This window comes from Geminocystis sp. NIES-3708 (assembly GCF_001548095.1).
Lineage (GTDB): Bacteria > Cyanobacteriota > Cyanobacteriia > Cyanobacteriales > Cyanobacteriaceae > Geminocystis.
Genome location: NZ_AP014815.1, coordinates 2,699,923 through 2,719,001, shown reverse-complemented (window position 1 = coordinate 2,719,001; position 19,079 = coordinate 2,699,923). Strand labels below are relative to the sequence as shown.

The 19,079-nt window shown below is 32.7% G+C and carries 14 protein-coding genes and 1 tRNA gene; 3 read left to right on the top strand and 12 right to left on the bottom strand.

What is annotated here, in order from left to right; genetic code table 11:
- Positions 1-53: 53 nt before the first annotated feature.
- The 5 genes from GM3708_RS11920 to ald all read right to left on the bottom strand — a co-directional run bounded on the left by GM3708_RS11920 (position 54) and on the right by ald (position 5,234).
- Complete coding sequence (locus GM3708_RS11920; protein WP_066347204.1) at positions 54-1,175, bottom strand: site-2 protease family protein; 1,122 nt, start codon at positions 1,173-1,175, stop codon at positions 54-56.
- A 356-nt stretch (positions 1,176-1,531) separates the two neighbouring features.
- The gene (locus GM3708_RS11915) at positions 1,532-1,882 is read right to left on the bottom strand and encodes a DUF1257 domain-containing protein (protein ID WP_066347202.1); all 351 of its coding nucleotides are present in this window, start codon (positions 1,880-1,882) and stop codon (positions 1,532-1,534) included.
- Positions 1,883-2,000: 118 nt separating this feature from the next.
- Positions 2,001-3,521, bottom strand: coding sequence for an AAA family ATPase (locus GM3708_RS11910; RefSeq protein ID WP_066347200.1), 1,521 nt, complete (start codon positions 3,519-3,521; stop codon positions 2,001-2,003).
- Between the two features lie 59 nt (positions 3,522-3,580).
- Positions 3,581-3,925 carry a hypothetical protein gene (locus GM3708_RS11905; protein ID WP_066347198.1) on the bottom strand — a complete coding sequence of 115 codons (345 nt, stop codon included), beginning with the start codon at positions 3,923-3,925 and terminating at the stop codon, positions 3,581-3,583.
- A gap of 217 nt (positions 3,926-4,142) precedes the next feature.
- Complete coding sequence (gene ald / locus GM3708_RS11900) at positions 4,143-5,234, bottom strand: alanine dehydrogenase (RefSeq protein ID WP_066347196.1); 1,092 nt, start codon at positions 5,232-5,234, stop codon at positions 4,143-4,145.
- 150 nt (positions 5,235-5,384) lie between these two features.
- Between ald and GM3708_RS11895 the strand changes: the two genes are divergently transcribed.
- Complete coding sequence (locus GM3708_RS11895; protein ID WP_066347193.1) at positions 5,385-6,821, top strand: TldD/PmbA family protein; 1,437 nt, start codon at positions 5,385-5,387, stop codon at positions 6,819-6,821.
- Between the two features lie 258 nt (positions 6,822-7,079).
- On the opposite strand, the gene GM3708_RS11890 is transcribed toward GM3708_RS11895, so the two are convergent.
- From GM3708_RS11890 to GM3708_RS11870, 5 genes are all read right to left on the bottom strand, one after another.
- Complete coding sequence (locus GM3708_RS11890; RefSeq protein WP_066347191.1) at positions 7,080-7,883, bottom strand: metal ABC transporter permease; 804 nt, start codon at positions 7,881-7,883, stop codon at positions 7,080-7,082.
- A gap of 63 nt (positions 7,884-7,946) precedes the next feature.
- The gene (locus GM3708_RS11885; protein WP_173645014.1) at positions 7,947-8,714 is read right to left on the bottom strand and encodes a metal ABC transporter ATP-binding protein; all 768 of its coding nucleotides are present in this window, start codon (positions 8,712-8,714) and stop codon (positions 7,947-7,949) included.
- 12 nt (positions 8,715-8,726) lie between these two features.
- Positions 8,727-9,707: a metal ABC transporter solute-binding protein, Zn/Mn family gene (locus GM3708_RS11880; protein ID WP_066347181.1), complete on the bottom strand. Its 981-nt coding sequence runs from the start codon at positions 9,705-9,707 to the stop codon at positions 8,727-8,729.
- Positions 9,708-9,957: 250 nt separating this feature from the next.
- Positions 9,958-12,534 carry a leucine--tRNA ligase gene (leuS, locus tag GM3708_RS11875; RefSeq protein ID WP_066347178.1) on the bottom strand — a complete coding sequence of 859 codons (2,577 nt, stop codon included), beginning with the start codon at positions 12,532-12,534 and terminating at the stop codon, positions 9,958-9,960.
- A gap of 43 nt (positions 12,535-12,577) precedes the next feature.
- Positions 12,578-13,030 carry a hypothetical protein gene (locus GM3708_RS11870; RefSeq protein ID WP_144439315.1) on the bottom strand — a complete coding sequence of 151 codons (453 nt, stop codon included), beginning with the start codon at positions 13,028-13,030 and terminating at the stop codon, positions 12,578-12,580.
- 179 nt (positions 13,031-13,209) lie between these two features.
- Here GM3708_RS11870 and GM3708_RS11865 point away from each other — a divergent pair, with 179 nt between their 5' ends.
- Together GM3708_RS11865 and GM3708_RS11860 are read left to right on the top strand one after the other, a co-directional pair.
- Positions 13,210-14,505, top strand: a complete 1,296-nt coding sequence (locus GM3708_RS11865) for an ATP-binding protein (RefSeq protein WP_066347175.1) — start codon at positions 13,210-13,212, stop codon at positions 14,503-14,505.
- Positions 14,506-14,507: 2 nt separating this feature from the next.
- The gene (locus GM3708_RS11860) at positions 14,508-15,377 is read left to right on the top strand and encodes a DUF4435 domain-containing protein (RefSeq protein WP_066347174.1); all 870 of its coding nucleotides are present in this window, start codon (positions 14,508-14,510) and stop codon (positions 15,375-15,377) included.
- Positions 15,378-15,535: 158 nt separating this feature from the next.
- Here GM3708_RS11860 and GM3708_RS11855 read toward each other — a convergent pair.
- A tRNA-Pro gene (locus tag GM3708_RS11855) sits at positions 15,536-15,609 on the bottom strand.
- Between the two features lie 117 nt (positions 15,610-15,726).
- On the bottom strand, positions 15,727-18,861 hold the full coding sequence (locus GM3708_RS11850; protein ID WP_066347172.1) for a DEAD/DEAH box helicase: 3,135 nt from the start codon (positions 18,859-18,861) through the stop codon (positions 15,727-15,729).
- Positions 18,862-19,079 lie beyond the last annotated feature (218 nt).

Below are 19,079 nucleotides of genomic sequence, written 5' to 3'. Positions count from 1 at the left end.
ATGAACAATTAACAATTAACATGACTTTGGAGTATTGAGAATATTGTGAAAAATTAACCTATTGCGGGAGTAACTTTAGATTGTAAAAATTTGATGATGCCTTGTTTTTCAATTAAACCTACCACCACGCCATCTTCTTTCACTACCGTTAATTCTTGTTCTTGTTGTTGTTCTAATAATTTTACTACTTCTAACAAAGAAATGGTATCTATCACAGTTTTAACCTCATTTTTCGATTTCATTAAATCTGATACATGAGAATGATTCCATTGCATGGTTGAAACTGAACGCAAATCATCTGTATTTAAAACTCCAATTAAAATACCTTCATCATTGGTAACTAAGAATTTACGCCATTGTTGTTTACCGATAACATATTCATTGGCAAATTCTCTTAAGGTTAAATTATCATGAACAACTGGACTTTCAGGTAAAACGGCATCCCCAGCGACATAATGACTCAGTTTATCTTCTATTCTTGCCGATTGAGCTGCATTTCCTGCATTTTGTAATAAAAACCAACCAATAAATACAGTCCAAAAATTACCAAAACCAATCACGTTTAGTGTTCCTAATGCACCAATAATAATAGCAGTCCAACCGAAAAATTGTCCTACCATTCCCGCAAAAATAACGCCTTTTTGGGGGTTGCCTGTGATTTTCCAAACAATGGCTTTTAATACGTTACCACCATCTAAGGGTAAACCCGGAATCATATTAAACACAGCCAAAATTAAGTTAATAGTTGCCAATAACGATACTATAAGACTTAAGGTTAAAGGTAAGGTAAAGTTAATTCCGATCAAACTAAAAAGAATAAATAAACCAACGCTAACCAAAGGACCTGCGATCGCAACTAATAAGGCTTGTTCTGGTGTTTCTGATTCTTTTTCTAAAGCGGCTAAACCACCAAAAATAAACAGGGTAATAGACTTAACTTCTATGCCTTGAGCGATCGCCACAAAACTATGACCTAATTCGTGAGCTAAAACCGAAGAAAATAAAAGTAAAGAAGTAATTAAACCAACTACCCAAGGTAAAATACCGGGTAATTGAGTTTGATAAGCCAAATCAGTACCATAGGTTAAAGTCATTAACCCTAATACTAAAAACCATGAAGGATTGACATAAAAAGGGATACCGAATAAGCTACCGACTCTAATATTTCCATTCATAAAAATAAATCTCCTAGCTACATAACTTATATTGTAGAAGATGGCAAAAAATTATAAATTAATAGATATTACGGTGATCCACCATTACGAACTTACCTGAACTTGATCTAAATTAGTTGGTGAAAACGAGACTAGGGGATTTAGGGTAGGAGACTAAGAAACTAAGAGTGAATATTTACATAGTGTCTTAGTGAGGATTTTAGCCCTCCTAAATGAAAATTATTGCACAAGTCTATCGAACTGGGGTGAAATCGGATCTTTTTATTCATCTTTCCATTTGCCCAAAAAAAAAGACTAACCAAAATTAATTGATTAGCCTTAAAAATTAGGAATGCACTTTCAGAAAATATATTGCATTACTTGAGAACTAATTTAACATTAGCGTTTTGTAATCCACGTTGTTTAACATCACCCAAAGTCTTGTTAACTGCATATTTTTGATTAATGGAGTTAATTAACTCAGTTTGATTATGTTTTTTAGCAACGCCCCAGAGATCAGCAATTAAATCAAAGCTACCATCGGCATTGCGAGACCAACCGAGATCGTATTCTCCCTCTAAAACAGCTACTATATCAGCACGAAGACGTTGACCATTATAGCCACGAACATCAGCATCTGTTTTTACACTGATACCGAGATCACGCAAAGAATTAGTTAAAATTTCCGCAGAAGAGATTTTGGTGCGTAAAGTACTGAAATGAGACATTGGTATTTCCTCCTAAGAGATTAAAGACAACTTTTTGATATTAAATTGCACATAAAGTGCTTTAGATTAAACTGTTAGCAATTAAGCTAACCTTTCCCCGACAATAAGAGAAAGACTGTTAAAATGACCCTCGTTGATATTCCACAACGGAGGCTGAAGCAGGTCGGGCTCTTTTATTCGCCCAATCTCGTAGTGCTGTGACCTGTTCTGTCATAGTTCGGGACAGAGGTAGTGTAGATTTGACCGCCGCAATGATGTCTAACTGTGTAAATTCTCGTGCTTGAGCAAAAGCCTCATACATAGCCGCCACAATTGCTTGTTCAATTTCTGCCCCAGAAAAACCTTCTGATACCTTAGCTAACTGTTCCAAGTCAAAACGACCGATATCGGAACGACGTTTGCCAAGATGAATACTGAAAATAGCTTCTCGTTCCTGATGACTAGGCAAATCCACAAAAAAGATCTCATCAAAACGACCTTTACGCAAAAACTCACTGGGTAATTTTTCAATGCGGTTAGCTGTTGCCATGACAAAGACTGGAGAATTTTTCTCTTGCATCCACGTCAGGAATGAACCAAAAATACGACTAGAAGTACCACCATCAGAATCACCAGATCCTGCACCACCAGCAAAAGCTTTATCTAATTCATCGATAAACAATATCGCTGGAGAAATAGACTCTGCTGTTTTTAAGGCACTACGTAAATTGGCTTCGGATTTTCCTACCGTCGAACCATCATAGACTCTACCCATATCCAACCTTAGTAAAGGTAAACCCCATAACTTAGCTGTCGTTTTAGCTATCAGAGATTTTCCACAACCCGGTACTCCTAAAATGAGCATTCCTTTTGGTTGAGGTAAACCATAAGCTCTAGCTTTTTCTGTGAAAGCCTCCGAACGTTGAGTTAACCAGTGTTTTAGTTCTTCTAAACCGCCCACTGCGTTTATGGTTTCATCTTCTTCAATATAATCAAGAATTCCATTACGCCGAATAAGTTGCTTTTTCTCAGAAAGGACGATTTCAACTTCATTTTCTGTTAATTGTCCCGCCTTAATCTGAGCTTTGCGATAGACTTTTTCTGCTTCATCGATAGTTAAACCGAGGGCAGCTCTGCGTAACTTTTCTTTGACTTCTGGAAGAAGTTCTTTTCCTCTACTTTTTCTTAATGCCCTTTCCAATACTAAATCCAAATCATGGGCTTGAGGTAAGGGAAAGTCTAACACCACTAAATCTTTTTCCAGTTCTAAAGGTGTTTGCTGATATGGTGACATCAAGACAATTATTTTATCAGTTCCCTTAAAACTAGCAATGGCATCTCTCAACCATCTTGTCACGGGAGGTGATTCTAAATAAGGGTGTAAGTCTTTGAAAATGTAAATCCCCGCCTCTTTTTGTCTGACAACCCATTCTATAGCTGCTTCGGGAGAAACAGTATTATGTTGTACAGAGACTGAATTTTGCTGAGAGTGTTCAACGATTCCACGGGTTACTGTCCACACAAATACTCGACGAGATCCCTGATTTTGTAATTCATTCACTATGGTAGCAATGGCTTCCTCTGCACGTTCTTCTTCCGAAGTTACTAAATAAATCAGGGGATATTGAGCTTTGATAAGAATGTTTAACTCTTCTTTCATGGGATCGACCTCTATTGTGGTTAGGCAGTTACTGTAATCGCTGACATCACTGTCATCATTTAGCAAGGGATTAACTCTTCTTGTCCTTCTGTGTCTTTATTGATTTCCTTGGTTTCACCAATTAAGGGAAATTCTTCATCAACAATATTTGGTTGATTTTTCAGAGAAATCATGTCTCCGTCACGCATAACCATGGCGGCATTACATTCAGGGCAAATGTGAACTTGATGAGTTTTTCCGTAACTCGCTTCTAATTCCTCTACTGCTTCGGGGTGTTTTAAGTAGAAGCTAATAGCTTTCTCGACTAGGGCTGACATGGAGTCAGTGTCGATAGCTGCTTTTACTTTTAATTGACGATGCAGTGTTGGTGGAAGATAAAGAGTAACTTTTTGCTTTTCTTGCATATTCGCTTTTATTTGATATGCCCAGGTGCGATACTCATTAATTTAACTTTTTTCTTTTAAACTGTCAAGCTGTTATCCCATTTTAATGGCAATTTTGTTACAAAACTTAATAATTGAAGGTAAGTACTGATATTTATCCCCACCAAAAAAAATTTTTTTAACAAATCTTACCCAGAGCGAAGGATTAATAGTCTTTCGAGTAACGTTGTACAAATTGTTAGTTATTGATGGTTAAGTCTGGAAATACTTGTTGTACGGCTGGATGTACTAATCGATGATATTGTATATTTAAGCCTTGAGCAAGACTAGAATCTTGTTTTAATGCTCCAATACCTTGATTTGCCAGTTTTAATACATAGGGCAGAGTATTATTGTTTAATGCTTGAGTAGCCGTCCAAGGTACTGCACCTGGAAGGTTGGGAATACCTAAATGAATAACTCCTTCTTCTATATAGCTAGGCTCACTGTGGGAAGTGGTGCGTAAGGTTTCGATACATCCTCCTTGATCTACCGCTACATCCATAATTACTGAACCTTCAGACATTTCTTTAACTAATTGCCTTGAGACGAGAATAGGTGCTTTTTTTCCTGTAATTAAGACTGCACCAATTAATAAATCTGCTTTAGATATATTTTGGGCAATATGTTGAGAGTTACTATATAATAACTCGACTCTTGAACCGAAAAGGTTTTCTAGGTAAGCTAATCTATCAATATTTACGTCTAAAATAGTGACTTTTGCACCCATACCTACGGCAATTTTAGCGGCTTCTGTACCGACAACGCCACCTCCCAAAATAACGACGTTTCCTTGGGCAACTCCGGGGATACCTCCAAGTAATACTCCTTTGCCTCCTTGTTGTTTTTCTAAATATCTCGCCCCAATTTGTACTGCTAATTTTCCTGCAATGATGCTCATAGGAGTTAAAAGAGGTAGTCTGCCATCAGGTAGTTGCACTGTTTCATAAGCAATTGCAGTAATACCACTTTTAAGGAGAAATTCTGTTAAACTACGATCAGCTGCTAAGTGAAGATAAGTGAATAATATTTGTCCTTGATGGATATAATGATATTCTGAAGAAAGAGGCTCTTTGACTTTAATTATTAATTCTTGATTCCATGCGCTTTTAGTATTAACAATTGTTGCCCCTACTTTTTGATAATCTTCATTACTAAAACTTGAGCCTAACCCTGCATTTTCTTCGATAAAAACCTCATGATTTTGCTGAGTTAAAACTCTAACACTAGCAGGAGTTAAACCAACTCGAAACTCTTGATCTTTAATTTCTTTAGGGACACCAATTTTCATTTTTATTTTTTGTGAGAATTTTTGATCAATGTTAAATTATAAATCCTTTAATCCTTGAAATAATAAATAAGTGAGTTCAGAATTGCTAGTTATAATAAGCAATATTGTTGAAAAGAATATTTAGTTTATCTGAGATTTCAAAAGAAGATTATGATATTTGATTTAGAAAAAACCTTAAATAATCTCAAAATTAATGCTGATTGGGTAGGTTTAAGACAAGTTAGGGAAACTACTACTACTAGAGTTTTTCGAGATGGGAAACCCCAAAGTAATGGCAGAAATTTTACGAATGGGGTGATGGTGGAAGTAATGATAAATGGGCAAATGGGTTACTGTGCTACCAATAGACTAGATCAAGCTAATATTCAAGAAGCCGTTGAAATTGCACAAAAACAGGCAAAAAGTATTAATAATTGGGGTATATTCCAATTTAACACTGATATTCGCCCTCCCACCAAAGGTAACTATAAATCTCCCGTAAAAGATTCAGCTAGTTTATTAAACCATCAAGAATTAAATGATTTATTAATACAAACTTGTCATGCGTTAAAAGTATCTGATAAAATCGTCAAAGCTACGGCAATGGCACAAATTAGCGAGATTCAACATCATTTTGTCAGTAGTAACGGTGCAAATATTCATCAAGAATTTTCGTTAGCTGCCACGGATTATGAAGCCACTGCCCAAGAAGATAATGTTGTGCAAAAACGCACAGACAACGGCATGATGGCTAGATGTTATCAAGGAGGAAAGGAGGTTTTTAACCCTGAAACGACTTTACTTCGGGCAAAACGTATCGGAGAGGAAGCCATAGAGTTACTTTATGCCTCTGAATGCCCTGATATTATCACTACTTTAGTTTTAGCACCTGATCAAATGATGCTACAAATCCATGAAAGTATCGGACATCCGTTAGAGTTAGATCGAATTTTGGGGGATGAACGTAATTATGCTGGTAGTAGTTTTGTCAAGTTATCAGATTTTGGTAATTTAGCCTATGGTTCGTCTATCATGAATATTACCTTTGATCCTACCGTACAAGGGGAATTAGCTAGTTATGGTTTTGATGATGCGGGTTTAAAGGCGGAAAAAGAGTATTTAATCAAAGATGGAATTTTATTGCGAGGGTTAGGTAGTTTAGAAAGTCAAGCAAGAGCAAATGTACTGGGTGTTGCCAATTTTAGATCATCTTCTTGGAATCGTGCACCGATTGATCGCATGGCTAATTTAAACTTAGAATCGGGGAATAGTAGTTTTAATGATATTATCAGTTCCATCGATCATGGAGTTTATATGGAATCTAATAAATCATGGTCAATTGATGATTATCGCAATAAATTTCAATTCGGCTGTGAATATGCACGGTTAATCGAAAATGGAAAACTCACAAAAACCCTTCGGAATCCTAATTATCGAGGAGTTACCCAACATTTTTGGCATAATCTAATTCATGTGGGAGATAGTTCAACTCGTGAATTTTATGGTACACCCTATTGCGGTAAAGGTGAGCCTAATCAATCAATAAATGTCGGTCATGCTTCGCCTGTATGTGCTTTTAAAGATATTCAAGTTTTCGGCGGAGGGTAAATAATTAATAATTAACAATTACAAAACTTACCCCATTCTTGATTTCCCCAGTTTGGAGGTAAGAATAAATTAGGGGTTGCTGAAAAGGTTTTTTCGTGAGGGTAGGAAGCATAGGCAAAGTTTTAATGACTTTCATGATTAGAATTTAGGTATACTACTTACCCATTTTTTGATTTGATTAAACAAGGGGTTTAAACCCCTTGCTAAAACTGCTCACTTTTTGTGCAATGTAGTCTGTTTATTGATTTTCAGCAGACTCTAATTATGAATAGTTTTTACACCTAAACTTAGAAAATAAGCTAATCCTGATACCACAATAATCGTTGCACCAGAAGTTAAATTAAAAGCATAGGAAAGCCATAAGCCAATTAATATAAATAACACTCCCAAAATACTACTTAATACCATCATCTGTTTAATTTCCTGCACAAATTGATTGGCAACGGCGGCAGGAATGGTTAGTAAAGCAATTACCATGATTAAGCCTACCACTTGCATTACCATGACAATAGTTAAGGCGATCGCACTGATTAACATTAGATATAGAGCATTAACGGGAATATTTCTAGTTGTAGCAAAAACAGGATCAAAAGAAATTGCTAATAATTCCTTATAAAATAAGCACACCATCCCCACGATAATCACGTCTAAAACTGCCATAATTAATAAGTCACTTTTAGGCACTGCTAAAATACTACCGAAAAGATAGCTCATCAAATTGGCTTTGTATCCTTTGGTTAAGTCAATCAAAATAATTCCGATTCCCATACCTATCGCCCACATTGTGCCAATAATCGTATCTGCTCTTTCTTTCGTATTTTTTTCTACCCATGCCATGGCTAACCCCGAAAATACCGCAAAGGCGATCGCACCTATCATAGGATTAAAACGGAAAAAATAACCTAAACCGATACCTCCATAAGCGGCATGGGCGATACCACCGCTAATAAAAACAATGCGGTTAACGACAACAAAAGTACCGATAATACCACAGGCAATACTAACTAATACACCTGCAGTAATGGCATTTTGCATAAATTCAAGTTGTAAAATCTCAATCATAATAAGGGTGTGATGAAAAAGTTTTTTTAATGAAGGTAGAAATTAGGAGAAATACTTACAAATTTACTTTTTTAATTTATGATTATGTTCTGGTAAGATGCGATGAGGCACACCATGAGCAATTAAATCAATGGGACATTGATAAGTTTCCTGAATCATTTGAGGAGTAATTAATTTGTCTTGATGATAATGTAGTGTCCGATTTAAACAAGCAATAGTTTTAACGTAGGAAGAAACTACTCCTAAATCATGGGAAATAAGCAAAATAGTCATGTACTCATTAAGCTCTCTTAGTAGTTCATAAATGCTATTCTGAATTTTTGAGTCAACATTGGCAGTAGGTTCATCTAATAATAATATATGAGGTTTACTAGCTAAAGCACGGGCAATATAAACCCTTTGTCTTTCTCCTCCAGATAATTCGCTAATAGACCGAGATCGCAATTCTAGCATTCCTACTTGTGCTAAACAATGGGTAATAATTTTTTCGTCTTCGGAATTATAACGGTGAAATAGCTTACTTTTTGATAATCTGCCCATTTTCACCACGTCTTCTACTAAAATAGGAAAACTGCGATCAAATTCTAAAACTTGAGGCACATAACCAATATATTTTCTACCTTGAGAAACAGGATAATTCATGATCGAAATTGTCCCAGTTTTAGGAGTAATTAATCCTAATAATGTTTTTAATAAAGTAGTTTTTCCTCCACCATTTGGTCCAATGATACCAATAAAATCTAATTCTTTTACCTGTAAATTAATATTTTCTAAGACATTATTTTTACCATAATTTACACAAATATTTGATAAGTTTATCACTTCACTCATTATCTTTTCTTTTTATTTCATTGATTGTGCTAATTTATCGGCAACATCTAAGAGATTTTCTGACCAATTTTCGGCTAAATCATCCAGTAAAACAACTTCTCCTCCTATCTCTTTTGCCAAAGTATCAACAGTTTTAGAACTGAATTGGGGTTGAGCAAAAATAACAGTAATATTATCTGATTTTGCTTCTTTAACTAAGTTTACTAATTCCGCCGTAGTAGCTTCTTGTCCTTCAAATTCTATAGGTATTTGTTGTAAATTATAATCTTTCGCAAAGTAACCCCATGCTGGATGATAAATTACGAATTTACGTTTATTTATATTTGCAAATTTGTCAGTTATTTGTTGATCTAAATCTTCAATTTCAATAATAAATTTATCTAAATTTTCTTTATATATTGTTTGATTTTTAGGGTCTAGTTTTACTAACTCTTGATAAATATTTTTGGCTTGAATTTTGGCTAATTTAGGAGATAACCAAATATGAGGATCAAGATTTTCTGCTTCTATTTTTTCTCCTTCTTGCTCGTGATGATGTTCGTCGATTTCTTCATGATCGTGATGATGCCCAATCATAGGTATTTTGTCAATACCTGCCCCAGAATTAATAATAGGTATATTCGTATTCGCCGATTTAATCTTTTCTAGCCAAGTCTGTTCAAAAGGAACACCGATACTAATATAAGCCGATGATTTACTTAAATTACTGAGTTGTTGAGGTAAAGGCTCGTAAGTTTCTGCGGACATACCAGGTTCAACCATAACATTTACAGTTACTAATTCTCCTCCTATTTTTTCAACAAAATATTTTTGAGGCAAGATACTAACTGTTAAATTAAGTTTTCCTTCTGTTATTTTTGATTTTTCATTATCAATTTTTATCTCAGGGGAGAGAGCATCATTTTCGATTACTTTAGTTTGGTTACATCCTATTAAATTTAAAATGGTTAAAATTAATAAAAAATTAATTAATTTATATTTAAAAAGAATCATAAATAATCTCAATGTTAACAGTCTTTTATTATAACGAAATTGATAAAATTCTTATATGTTTAAGTGTTCACATGATCATTAATAAAGACTGTTTATCTATGAGAAATATTATTTATTTAACTTTTCTAAATTTTAAAACATATTAGTTTGTAGACAAGAGTCAATCATAATCTATTTCATATAAAACTCAGATTAATCATAGATTAGACTCTATTTAAAAAGTAAAATCCCCAACTCTGGGGATTTAAAGCTAACTTATTACGAAATTAACCAATTTATTCGGTACGACAATTACTTTTTTAATCGTTTTATCACCAATATGTTTTTTGGCAATATCAGATTGTTTCGCAAAGGTTTCTAATTCCTCTTTAGTTGCGGAAGCTGGTACGCAAATTGTGCCTCTAGTTTTACCCATAATTTGAATAACTAAGGTAATTTCATCGACAATTAAAGCATCATTATCTAACGTTAACCATGATTGTAAATGCACTGATTCATTATTACCTAATAATTGCCATAATTCTTCGCTAATGTGAGGAGCAAAGGGTGCTAAAAGTAAAATTAAAGTTTCAATTCCTTCGAGAAAAACAGGAGAGTTTTTAATATTATAATCTCTCAAAGCGTTGCTTAGTTTCATCAGCTCAGAAACTGCCGTATTAAATTGATAATCATCATTTAAGTCTTCTGAAATTTCTTTAATTGCGGTGTGAATTGCTCTGCGTAAGTCTTTTTCTTCCTTCGTCAGCTTACTTTTATCAAAGGTTTTATCTTTAGCAGAATTAGGATTTTCAATAAACTCATTTATTAGTAACCAAACCCGATTTAAAAAACGAAATTGCCCTTCTACATCAGCGTCTTGCCACTCTAAATCTTTCTCAGGAGGTGCTTTAAATAAGATAAACATCCTTGCCGTATCAGCACCATATTTAGATAACACTATTTGTGGATCAACTCCGTTATATTTAGATTTTGACATCTTTTCATAAAAAGTAGCAACGGGTTCATTAGTTTCTTGATGCCGACATTCGCCATTTTTATAAATGATCTGGTCTGGGGTAATATACTTACCAGTTTGACGAGTTTTATAAGTTAAACCCTGCACCATGCCTTGAGTCAATAAACGCTTGAAAGGCTCATCAACATTGACTAAACCTCGATCACGCACTACTTTTGTGAAAAAACGAGAATAAAGTAAATGTAAGATTGCGTGTTCTATTCCTCCTACGTACTGATCCACTCCCATCCAATCATTAACTCTATCAACGTTAAAAGGCTCATCTTGGTTCGTGGCATCGGTATAACGCAAAAAATACCATGAAGAGTCAATGAAAGTATCCATAGTGTCTGTTTCTCGTTTAGCGGGTTTGCCACATTTCGGACAAGACACATTTACCCAATCATTTAGTTTAGCTAAAGGTGAAGGACCACGCCCAGAAAATTCTACTTGCTCAGGCAATTTAACTGGTAAATCCGAACTAGGAACTGGCACTGTGCCACAATCTTCGCAGTGAATGACAGGAATCGGACACCCCCAGTAACGTTGACGGGAAATCAACCAATCTCTAAGGCGATATTGAATACGTTTTTTACCATAATCATTATTTTCTGCTAATCTGATTACTTCTTCTTTACCTTTTACGGAATTCATACCATTAAAGCCACCAGAATTAATCATTATTCCTGCCTCAGTGTATGCTTCTAATAAGCAAATATCAGAATTATCAGCGTCATCAGGTAAAATTACTACTTTTATTGGTAAATCGTTTTCTTTAGCAAATTTAAAGTCTCGCACATCGTGAGCTGGTACACCCATGACTGCACCAGTACCATATTCATACAACACATAGTTAGCGATTAAAATAGGTATTTCTTCACCCGTAAAAGGGTTGATAGCTTTACCCCCAGTAAATTTACCTTTTTTGGGTTTATCATCCGCCGTGCGATCGATTTCACTTTCATTACTGACTTCTTGGATAAAGGCTTCTACAGCTTCTTTTTTCTCAGGTGTCGTGACAATTTGGGTTAAAGGATGTTCAGGAGCGAGTACTACATAAGTGACTCCATAGACAGTGTCAGGACGGGTTGTAAAGACGGCTATTTTTTCATCTGTTCCCACAACAGGAAACTCTAAATAAGCTCCTACAGACTTTCCTATCCAGTTTTCCTGCATAGTTTTTACTCGTTCGGGCCAACCTTGTAACTGTTGTAAGTCATTTAATAGCTGTTCGGCATAATCAGTAATTTTCAAAAACCACTGTCTTAATAATTTACGTTCAACTTTTGCTCCGCTACGCCATGAATAACCGTCAGCGTCAACTTGCTCATTTGCTAGTACAGTTTGATCTATAGGATCCCAATTTACCGCAGCTTCTCGTTGATAAGCTAATCCTGCGTCTAAAAATTGTAAAAATAACCACTGTGTCCATTTATAATATTCTGGTGAACAAGTAGCAACTTCTCGACTCCAATCGATTGATAAACCTAACTCTTGTAGTTGAGATCGCATTTGAGAAATATTTTCAAAAGTCCATTTAGCTGGGGGAATACCTCTATCAATGGCGGCATTTTCCGCAGGTAAACCGAAAGCATCCCACCCCATTGGATGTAATACTCGATGTCCTTGCATTCTTTTAAAACGGGCAATAACATCAGTAATAACATAGTTACGGACATGACCCATATGCAATTTTCCTGATGGATAAGGAAACATAGAAAGGGCATAAAATTTAGGTTTTGTAGGGTTTTCGTCAGTATCATAAAGTCCAATATCTGACCATTGTTGTTGCCATTTAGACTCTATATCACTAGGAGTATAGGGAGTTTGCATAAAATATTATTGGAATATCTATAATTATTTAATTTAGTCGATCTCATATTTTAACCTGAGTTCGTAGATATATTCTTGACACTAACCTCATAACTAAATAATTGAAAACTATCAAGATGAGGAGTATATTCCATCTTAAAGCCAATAAAATCTGATCAATACGATTCTTTCTAGTCGTAACTTCGCATTCCATTTGCTCTGCCTTTTGTCTTTTTCGTTCAGGATCGGTTTTATAAGAAACTTGATCTAGCTTTTCTGTTAACAAGGAATGAATCTCATCTAACCAAATCGGCATGACAGGATACCCTTGTTTTAAGCATTTTTTTCTCTTACTGATCTCAAAATCCATAATTACAATTCTGTGATCTTCATCATGGGATAAGAGATAAGGGCTTTGAATATTTGAGTCTGTGAAATTTGGTTCTCGTTGTTTAAGCATTTCTAGTTCTGCACAAGCCTGAGAATAATTTAATCTACCCGACAAGAATTTGTGCATAAGCATTAAAATTAACATATTTTCTCTGGTATAAAAAACATTTTTATTCCCCTAAATAGAATAGTTGTGGGAAATTTACTTTTTTGTATGTATGTTAATCATGGTTAGAAATACTATATATTAGATTTGTTATATTAACCGTTGTATATCCATAAATTAGTTATATGTAACAGAATGTTATGATTATTCAAAGTGTAGAGATTAAAGGATTTTGGGGAAGACAAATAGCCTCAACAAAAATTGATAAAGATGTTACTATTTTCATTGGCGAAAATGGTACTGGAAAAACAACTTTTGTAAATAGTATTAGTGCAGTTCTTAATGTTGATTTTTATCAATTAGCAAGATTATCATTTGATGAGATTGTTATTAGGTTAATAGATATAAATAATAAAAAAGCTAAAACTATCAGAGTTATTAACCACTCAAAAGAGAACATACCAGTTAACCATTATCAATATAAAATTAGTCAAAAATCATATGATCTATTTATAGATGTAAGCATTTTGTCAAGAACAACAAGAGTTGTAAATGATAGATTTTTATATGGTAGAATGCATCGTCCTTATAGAGACCAATATATTGAGTTAAAGAAAGAATTATATAAAATAGTAGAAGTTTCTGAAATTTCTGTTTACAGACATTCATATAATTTGGAAAATGAAAATGACTCTATTCAATCAATATCTGCCGTCGATGAAAGATTGAAAAAATTACTGAATAGACTTTCATCTTATCAATTAAAACTAGAAACAAGATTGAATGAAATATCTAATGATTTTCAAAAACAAACTCTTTTATCTCTTCTTTACAGTGAAGATTTTGACAAATTTGACAGAAAAAAGATAGAAAATCAAGGCTCAACTTTAGAAGAACAAAAAAACAAAATATATAAAGCATTTGAAGAATTAGGAATTAAAGATAGAAAGAATGATATTGATAAACATATTGAAAAAATCAAGACAGGAATAGAAGGATTAAGAGTTGAGAATAATCAAAGTGAAAATACTGATGATGTATTTGCAATTCCTCTATTTTACAGAACAAACCGTATTATTGATTTATTAAATGAATCAGAAAAAGAAAAAAATAAAATAACTGAAGCTAGAGATAACTTTTTTAAAATACTTAATAATTTTGTTACAAAAAAGAAAATAATTTACGAAAAAAAAACAAGTGAGTTATCATTTTACTTAATTGATAATAAAGATGAATATTTTCCTTGGAATCAGTTATCTTCTGGAGAAAAACAATTACTAATTCAGTTTTTGGAAGCTCTACTTCAAGAAAAAAGGAATGTAATATTTATTGCTGATGAACCGGAACTATCTCTTCATGTTAAATGGCAAGAAAAACTTATAAATGCGATTAGAGAATTAAACCCTAATGCTCAATTAATTATTGCCACTCATTCACCTGATATTGTAGCAGATTACAGAAATAAAGTTATTGATATGGAGGGTATAGTACATTAAAAATGTTTACTCGTAGTTCTTCTGGAATTAAAAATGCAGATATTTTTTATAAAGGTGAATATTTAGTGTATGTTGAGGGTAATGATGATAAACTTTTTTGGAGTTCGTTTTTTCCTGAAAAAATAAATGGTTATAAATGTAAATTAAAACCAGTTGGTGGTTTCCCTGAATTAAAAAAATATATTGATATATTACTTAAGGAAAAAAATTCTCAATTTGCAGTTGCGACAGATAGTGATTATCGAAAGTTACAAGGAAAACTTTATAAACATCCAAAAATATTAGAAACGGAAACTCATAGTATTGAAAATATAATTTTGTTATCTTACAGTATCTATCAAATTATTCAATGTAGATCAAAAGAAACTGAATACCCTATCGACAAAGTGGAAAAATGGCTAGATCATTTTAATCAGGAAACCAAAAAATTAATGATTTTAGATTTTCTTATTCAAAGAGATAATATAGGACAAAAATGTTTGAAAGATAATTGTCTACAATTTTTAAAAAGTCCTAGAAGTAAAAAGCCGATTTTTGATCAAGAAAAAATCAATAATTTTATAAAACAATCTGAAATCTGTACCAATTTATTAGACCAAGAATTAGAAAAATATACAGAATATTTACCTTGTTATCATATTAGAGGTCATTTTTTTGCTAGTGCCGTATTGTGTTTCGTCAATCATGAAGTTTCCGACATCAGAAAAGAAAATGATATTTCAAATAAGCCTATTTCCATTAGCAAAGAGGATTTTATCGCTTTAGCGAATTCAACTTTTAAAAATATAATATCTGATAGTGAAGATTTACAACAACTTCGAGGAAAAGCAAATTCTGTTGCAGAAACACTTGTTAATAATTTAGAGAACTAAATCCACATTATTTTTTCTAATTACAAAAAGGTATCTAGGAAATATAATTCTTTTGCTTAATTAAAAAGATTTATTCGTTTATTCAGGAGAAATTTAAACAAAAACTGCGATCTCACATTATGATTCCTTTAATAACACTTAATTTGGCACTGTACATATCGGGATGACAGGATTTGAACCTGCGACTCCTTCGTCCCGAACGAAGTGCGCTACCAAGCTGCGCTACATCCCGTTTTTAATGATTTTAGATTATAACATATTTTTTTGATTAGATTAATTATTGACTAATAGTTATTCATATCTGTTGAACTATAGACAAAACACTATAAATTATTAAGATAAACAAATATTATAAAACTGCATTTCTTTCTAAGACTAATAAATTTCTTAATTGATCTGTATCTAAATCAGTTAACCAATCTTCGGCGGTATTAATTGTTTGTTCAGCTAGTTGTTTTTTATTTTCTAAAATATCGTTAATTTTTTCTTCTAATGTACCGCTACAGACAAATTTGTGTACTTGTACATTTTGTTTTTGTCCTATGCGAAAAGCTCGATCCGTTGCTTGATTTTCTACGGCTGGATTCCACCATCTATCATAATGAAAAACATGATTTGCTTTTGTTAAATTTAAGCCTGTTCCTCCAGCTTTTAATGATAAGATAAAAATAGGTGGTCCTTGAGGATCATTTTGAAAACGATCAACCATTTCTTGACGTTTTTCTCTTTTGGTACTTCCCGACAAAAACATCACTTCAACCCCTAGTTTTTGCTTTAAATAAGGCTGCAATAGATTTCCCCATTCTGTAAATTGTGTAAAAATAAGACTGCGATCACCTTCTGCTACAACTTCTTCTAACATCTCTTCTAATCTTAATAATTTACCAGATCGTGGAGAAAAATCGAGCTTTTCTTCTTTTAATAAATGAGCAGGATGATTACAAACTTGTTTTAATTTCATCAATAAAGTTAAGACTAATCCATGACGTTTAATACCCTGACTTTCATTAATTTTTTCTAAGGATTCTTCTACTAAATTTTGATATATTTGAGCTTGTTCGGAGGATAAACCACAATAAACAATCATCTCCTGTTTTTCGGGTAAATCTTGAATAATATTTTTGTCTGTTTTTAGTCGGCGTAAGATAAAAGGTTGCACAAGCGATCGCAAAGTTTGTAAAGAATGTTGATCTCCAAATTTCTCAATGGGAATAGTAAAGCGTCGTTGAAAAAATTGTTGTGTGCCTAAATATCCTGGATTTAAAAATTGTAAAATTGACCATAATTCTGACAAGCGATTTTCCACAGGAGTGCCAGTTAAAGCAATTCTAAATTCTGAATTCAACTCTTGAACTGCCTGAGTTTGTTTAGCTTGAGGATTTTTAATATTTTGAGCTTCATCAAGAATAATTCCTTGCCATTCTACCATGTTTAGACTATCAAAATCACGATAAATTAGGGCATAGCTACTAATAATAACATCAACTTTTGTTGCTTCTTTTAAAAATACTTTTTCTTTACTTCTTTGTTCTCCGTGATGAATAATTGTTTTTAATGATGGTGCAAATTTCTCAATTTCCCTTTCCCAGTTGTTTAATACAGAAGTCGGACAAACAATTAAGCTAGGCTTAGTTAATAATTTTTGTTCTTTTAAAATTAGTAAAAAAGCAATTAATTGTACCGTTTTTCCTAAACCCATATCATCAGCTAAACAAGCTCCTAAATTCCATTTTTCTAGAAAATATAACCAACTAAATCCTGCTTGTTGATAAGGGCGTAAAGTACCTTTAAAATCTTTAGGAGTAGGTAAAATATTTATTTTTTGATTATCATTAATGCTATTAATTAAATCCGCCAATGCTCCACTACTTTCAAAAGCAATAACGGGCAATTTTGCGATAGTTTCTCCTGTACCACTACTTAATCTTAAAGCATCTTCTACAGTTAAATTAATATTATTTTCTGCCTGATTTAAAATATCTTCAGCCGCTTTAACATCCGCAGGTTGCAAGGCTAACCATTGCCCATCAATTTCTACTATCGGAGATTTTTGAGCTAATAAATTTTGAAATTCTTTCTTAGTTAAAGTTTTATCACCAACGGCAACTTTTAAATTATAATTCAACAAACTATTTAAGTTTAATCTTTCACCTTTTTTTAGACTAACTTTAGCTTCGATTTTAACTCCTAAACGTTTTTCATCAACTCCACTTGCTAAACCTTCAGGTAAAATTACTCCTAAACCATTATCTTGTAATTGCCAAACTACACTACGAATAAATTGATAGGCTTCAATGGCATTTAAAGTACAAAAATTAGGCATCGATTCATCCAAACTTTGGGCAATTGGTTCATAAAATCGACTGGCTAATCCTAAACCTTTTAAAATAATTTCTTGAGGATTTTCGATGGTACGATCATCAATATCTAATTCAGGATAAGGATGTTTCCAAATTTTTTCAGAAGGTATTAAAAAATCAGAATTATCTACTGCTTGTAAATAATAATTTAATTTCCAATTATCATAATTATCCGCTTGATTTTGACTGATAGGAGGTTGTAATTTAAGACAAATTCGATACTGTTTTTTTACTAATTGATAATCAGAAGTAATTAAGTTATCTTGAATGGGTAATGTCCAATGATCAAAAGCCATTTTCAATCTTTTACTATCTAAAGATGACAAATTAGAAATTGGTTGATCCTTATTATTTAAAGACTCTAACCAAGGTTGAATCATCAAATCATTACTAGAAGAAGGAACATAATTAGTCAAAAGTTTTCTTACTTGTGCATCTAAAATTGTACCCAAAAAATCTAAGATTAATTCTTGTTGAGGAATAATAGGATCATCTTCTGATTCCACATAACAACGACAAATAGAGGGCATTAATTGAATAAAATGTGCTAATCGACTTTGATCAATATTACTATCTAATAATGGTTGCCAAAAACTATTATTTTTATCATCAATACCGGGTAAAAATTTCTGACGACAAATTAAGTCTAAACTCCAACGATAAATATGACTCCAAAAGCGAATATCAGAACCAATATAGTCAACTTTTCCTAAAGGTAATTTTTGTAAAAAATCTAATAATTGATTTATAGTTAATTTAAACCCTCCAACTTCCCAAGGATATAAAATAACTGTACTTAGTTTATTATTAATAGCAACAAATTGTTCATATAAAAGAGGAATAACTGTCTTTGATTTAGGTTTTTTTTGAGAAGGAAATAAAACCATTTCCCATTGCCAGATTTTTTCTAAATTATCTTTATCATCTTGTAAATAATCAATACAATTATATTTTTCTAAAAAGGAGTATAAAATCTTGGGTTGATCTAGTAAAAAAGGATAAAGATATAAATATTCTGCTTCTAAATCATATTTTTCTTTCTCTAATTGTTTCCATTCTTCACTCCAAATAAAAAAGTATTTTTGTTCGTTTTTTATTAAAAAGCTACCATGTAAAGTTGACATATTATATAAACTAAGATTGATTGCTAATAATTAGTATTTGAGAAATGGATCAATAAAATAATTTTCAAATTGGTTATATTAAATTAATTAGTTTTTTAATGCACTAAATTTATTACTTTTTTAAATATATAGCTGTCAAAGTAAGAATTAAAAACCTTGATATTCTTTGCTATTGCTCAGAATCAAAATTTTAAAGTTTTATGACATTTTTTAAAATA

What these genes read in the sequence shown, in the direction of transcription:
- GM3708_RS11920 (WP_066347204.1), bottom strand. Translation starts at nt 1,175, where the DNA reads ATGAATGGAAATATTAGAGTCGGTAGCTTATTCGGTATCCCTTTTTAT.
- GM3708_RS11915 (WP_066347202.1), bottom strand. Translation starts at nt 1,882, where the DNA reads ATGTCTCATTTCAGTACTTTACGCACCAAAATCTCTTCTGCGGAAATT.
- GM3708_RS11910 (WP_066347200.1), bottom strand. Translation starts at nt 3,521, where the DNA reads ATGAAAGAAGAGTTAAACATTCTTATCAAAGCTCAATATCCCCTGATT.
- GM3708_RS11905 (WP_066347198.1), bottom strand. Translation starts at nt 3,925, where the DNA reads ATGCAAGAAAAGCAAAAAGTTACTCTTTATCTTCCACCAACACTGCAT.
- ald (WP_066347196.1), bottom strand. Translation starts at nt 5,234, where the DNA reads ATGAAAATTGGTGTCCCTAAAGAAATTAAAGATCAAGAGTTTCGAGTT.
- GM3708_RS11895 (WP_066347193.1), top strand. Translation starts at nt 5,385, where the DNA reads ATGATATTTGATTTAGAAAAAACCTTAAATAATCTCAAAATTAATGCT.
- GM3708_RS11890 (WP_066347191.1), bottom strand. Translation starts at nt 7,883, where the DNA reads ATGATTGAGATTTTACAACTTGAATTTATGCAAAATGCCATTACTGCA.
- GM3708_RS11885 (WP_173645014.1), bottom strand. Translation starts at nt 8,714, where the DNA reads ATGAGTGAAGTGATAAACTTATCAAATATTTGTGTAAATTATGGTAAA.
- GM3708_RS11880 (WP_066347181.1), bottom strand. Translation starts at nt 9,707, where the DNA reads ATGATTCTTTTTAAATATAAATTAATTAATTTTTTATTAATTTTAACC.
- leuS (WP_066347178.1), bottom strand. Translation starts at nt 12,534, where the DNA reads ATGCAAACTCCCTATACTCCTAGTGATATAGAGTCTAAATGGCAACAA.
- GM3708_RS11870 (WP_144439315.1), bottom strand. Translation starts at nt 13,030, where the DNA reads ATGCACAAATTCTTGTCGGGTAGATTAAATTATTCTCAGGCTTGTGCA.
- GM3708_RS11865 (WP_066347175.1), top strand. Translation starts at nt 13,210, where the DNA reads ATGATTATTCAAAGTGTAGAGATTAAAGGATTTTGGGGAAGACAAATA.
- GM3708_RS11860 (WP_066347174.1), top strand. Translation starts at nt 14,508, where the DNA reads ATGTTTACTCGTAGTTCTTCTGGAATTAAAAATGCAGATATTTTTTAT.
- GM3708_RS11850 (WP_066347172.1), bottom strand. Translation starts at nt 18,861, where the DNA reads ATGTCAACTTTACATGGTAGCTTTTTAATAAAAAACGAACAAAAATAC.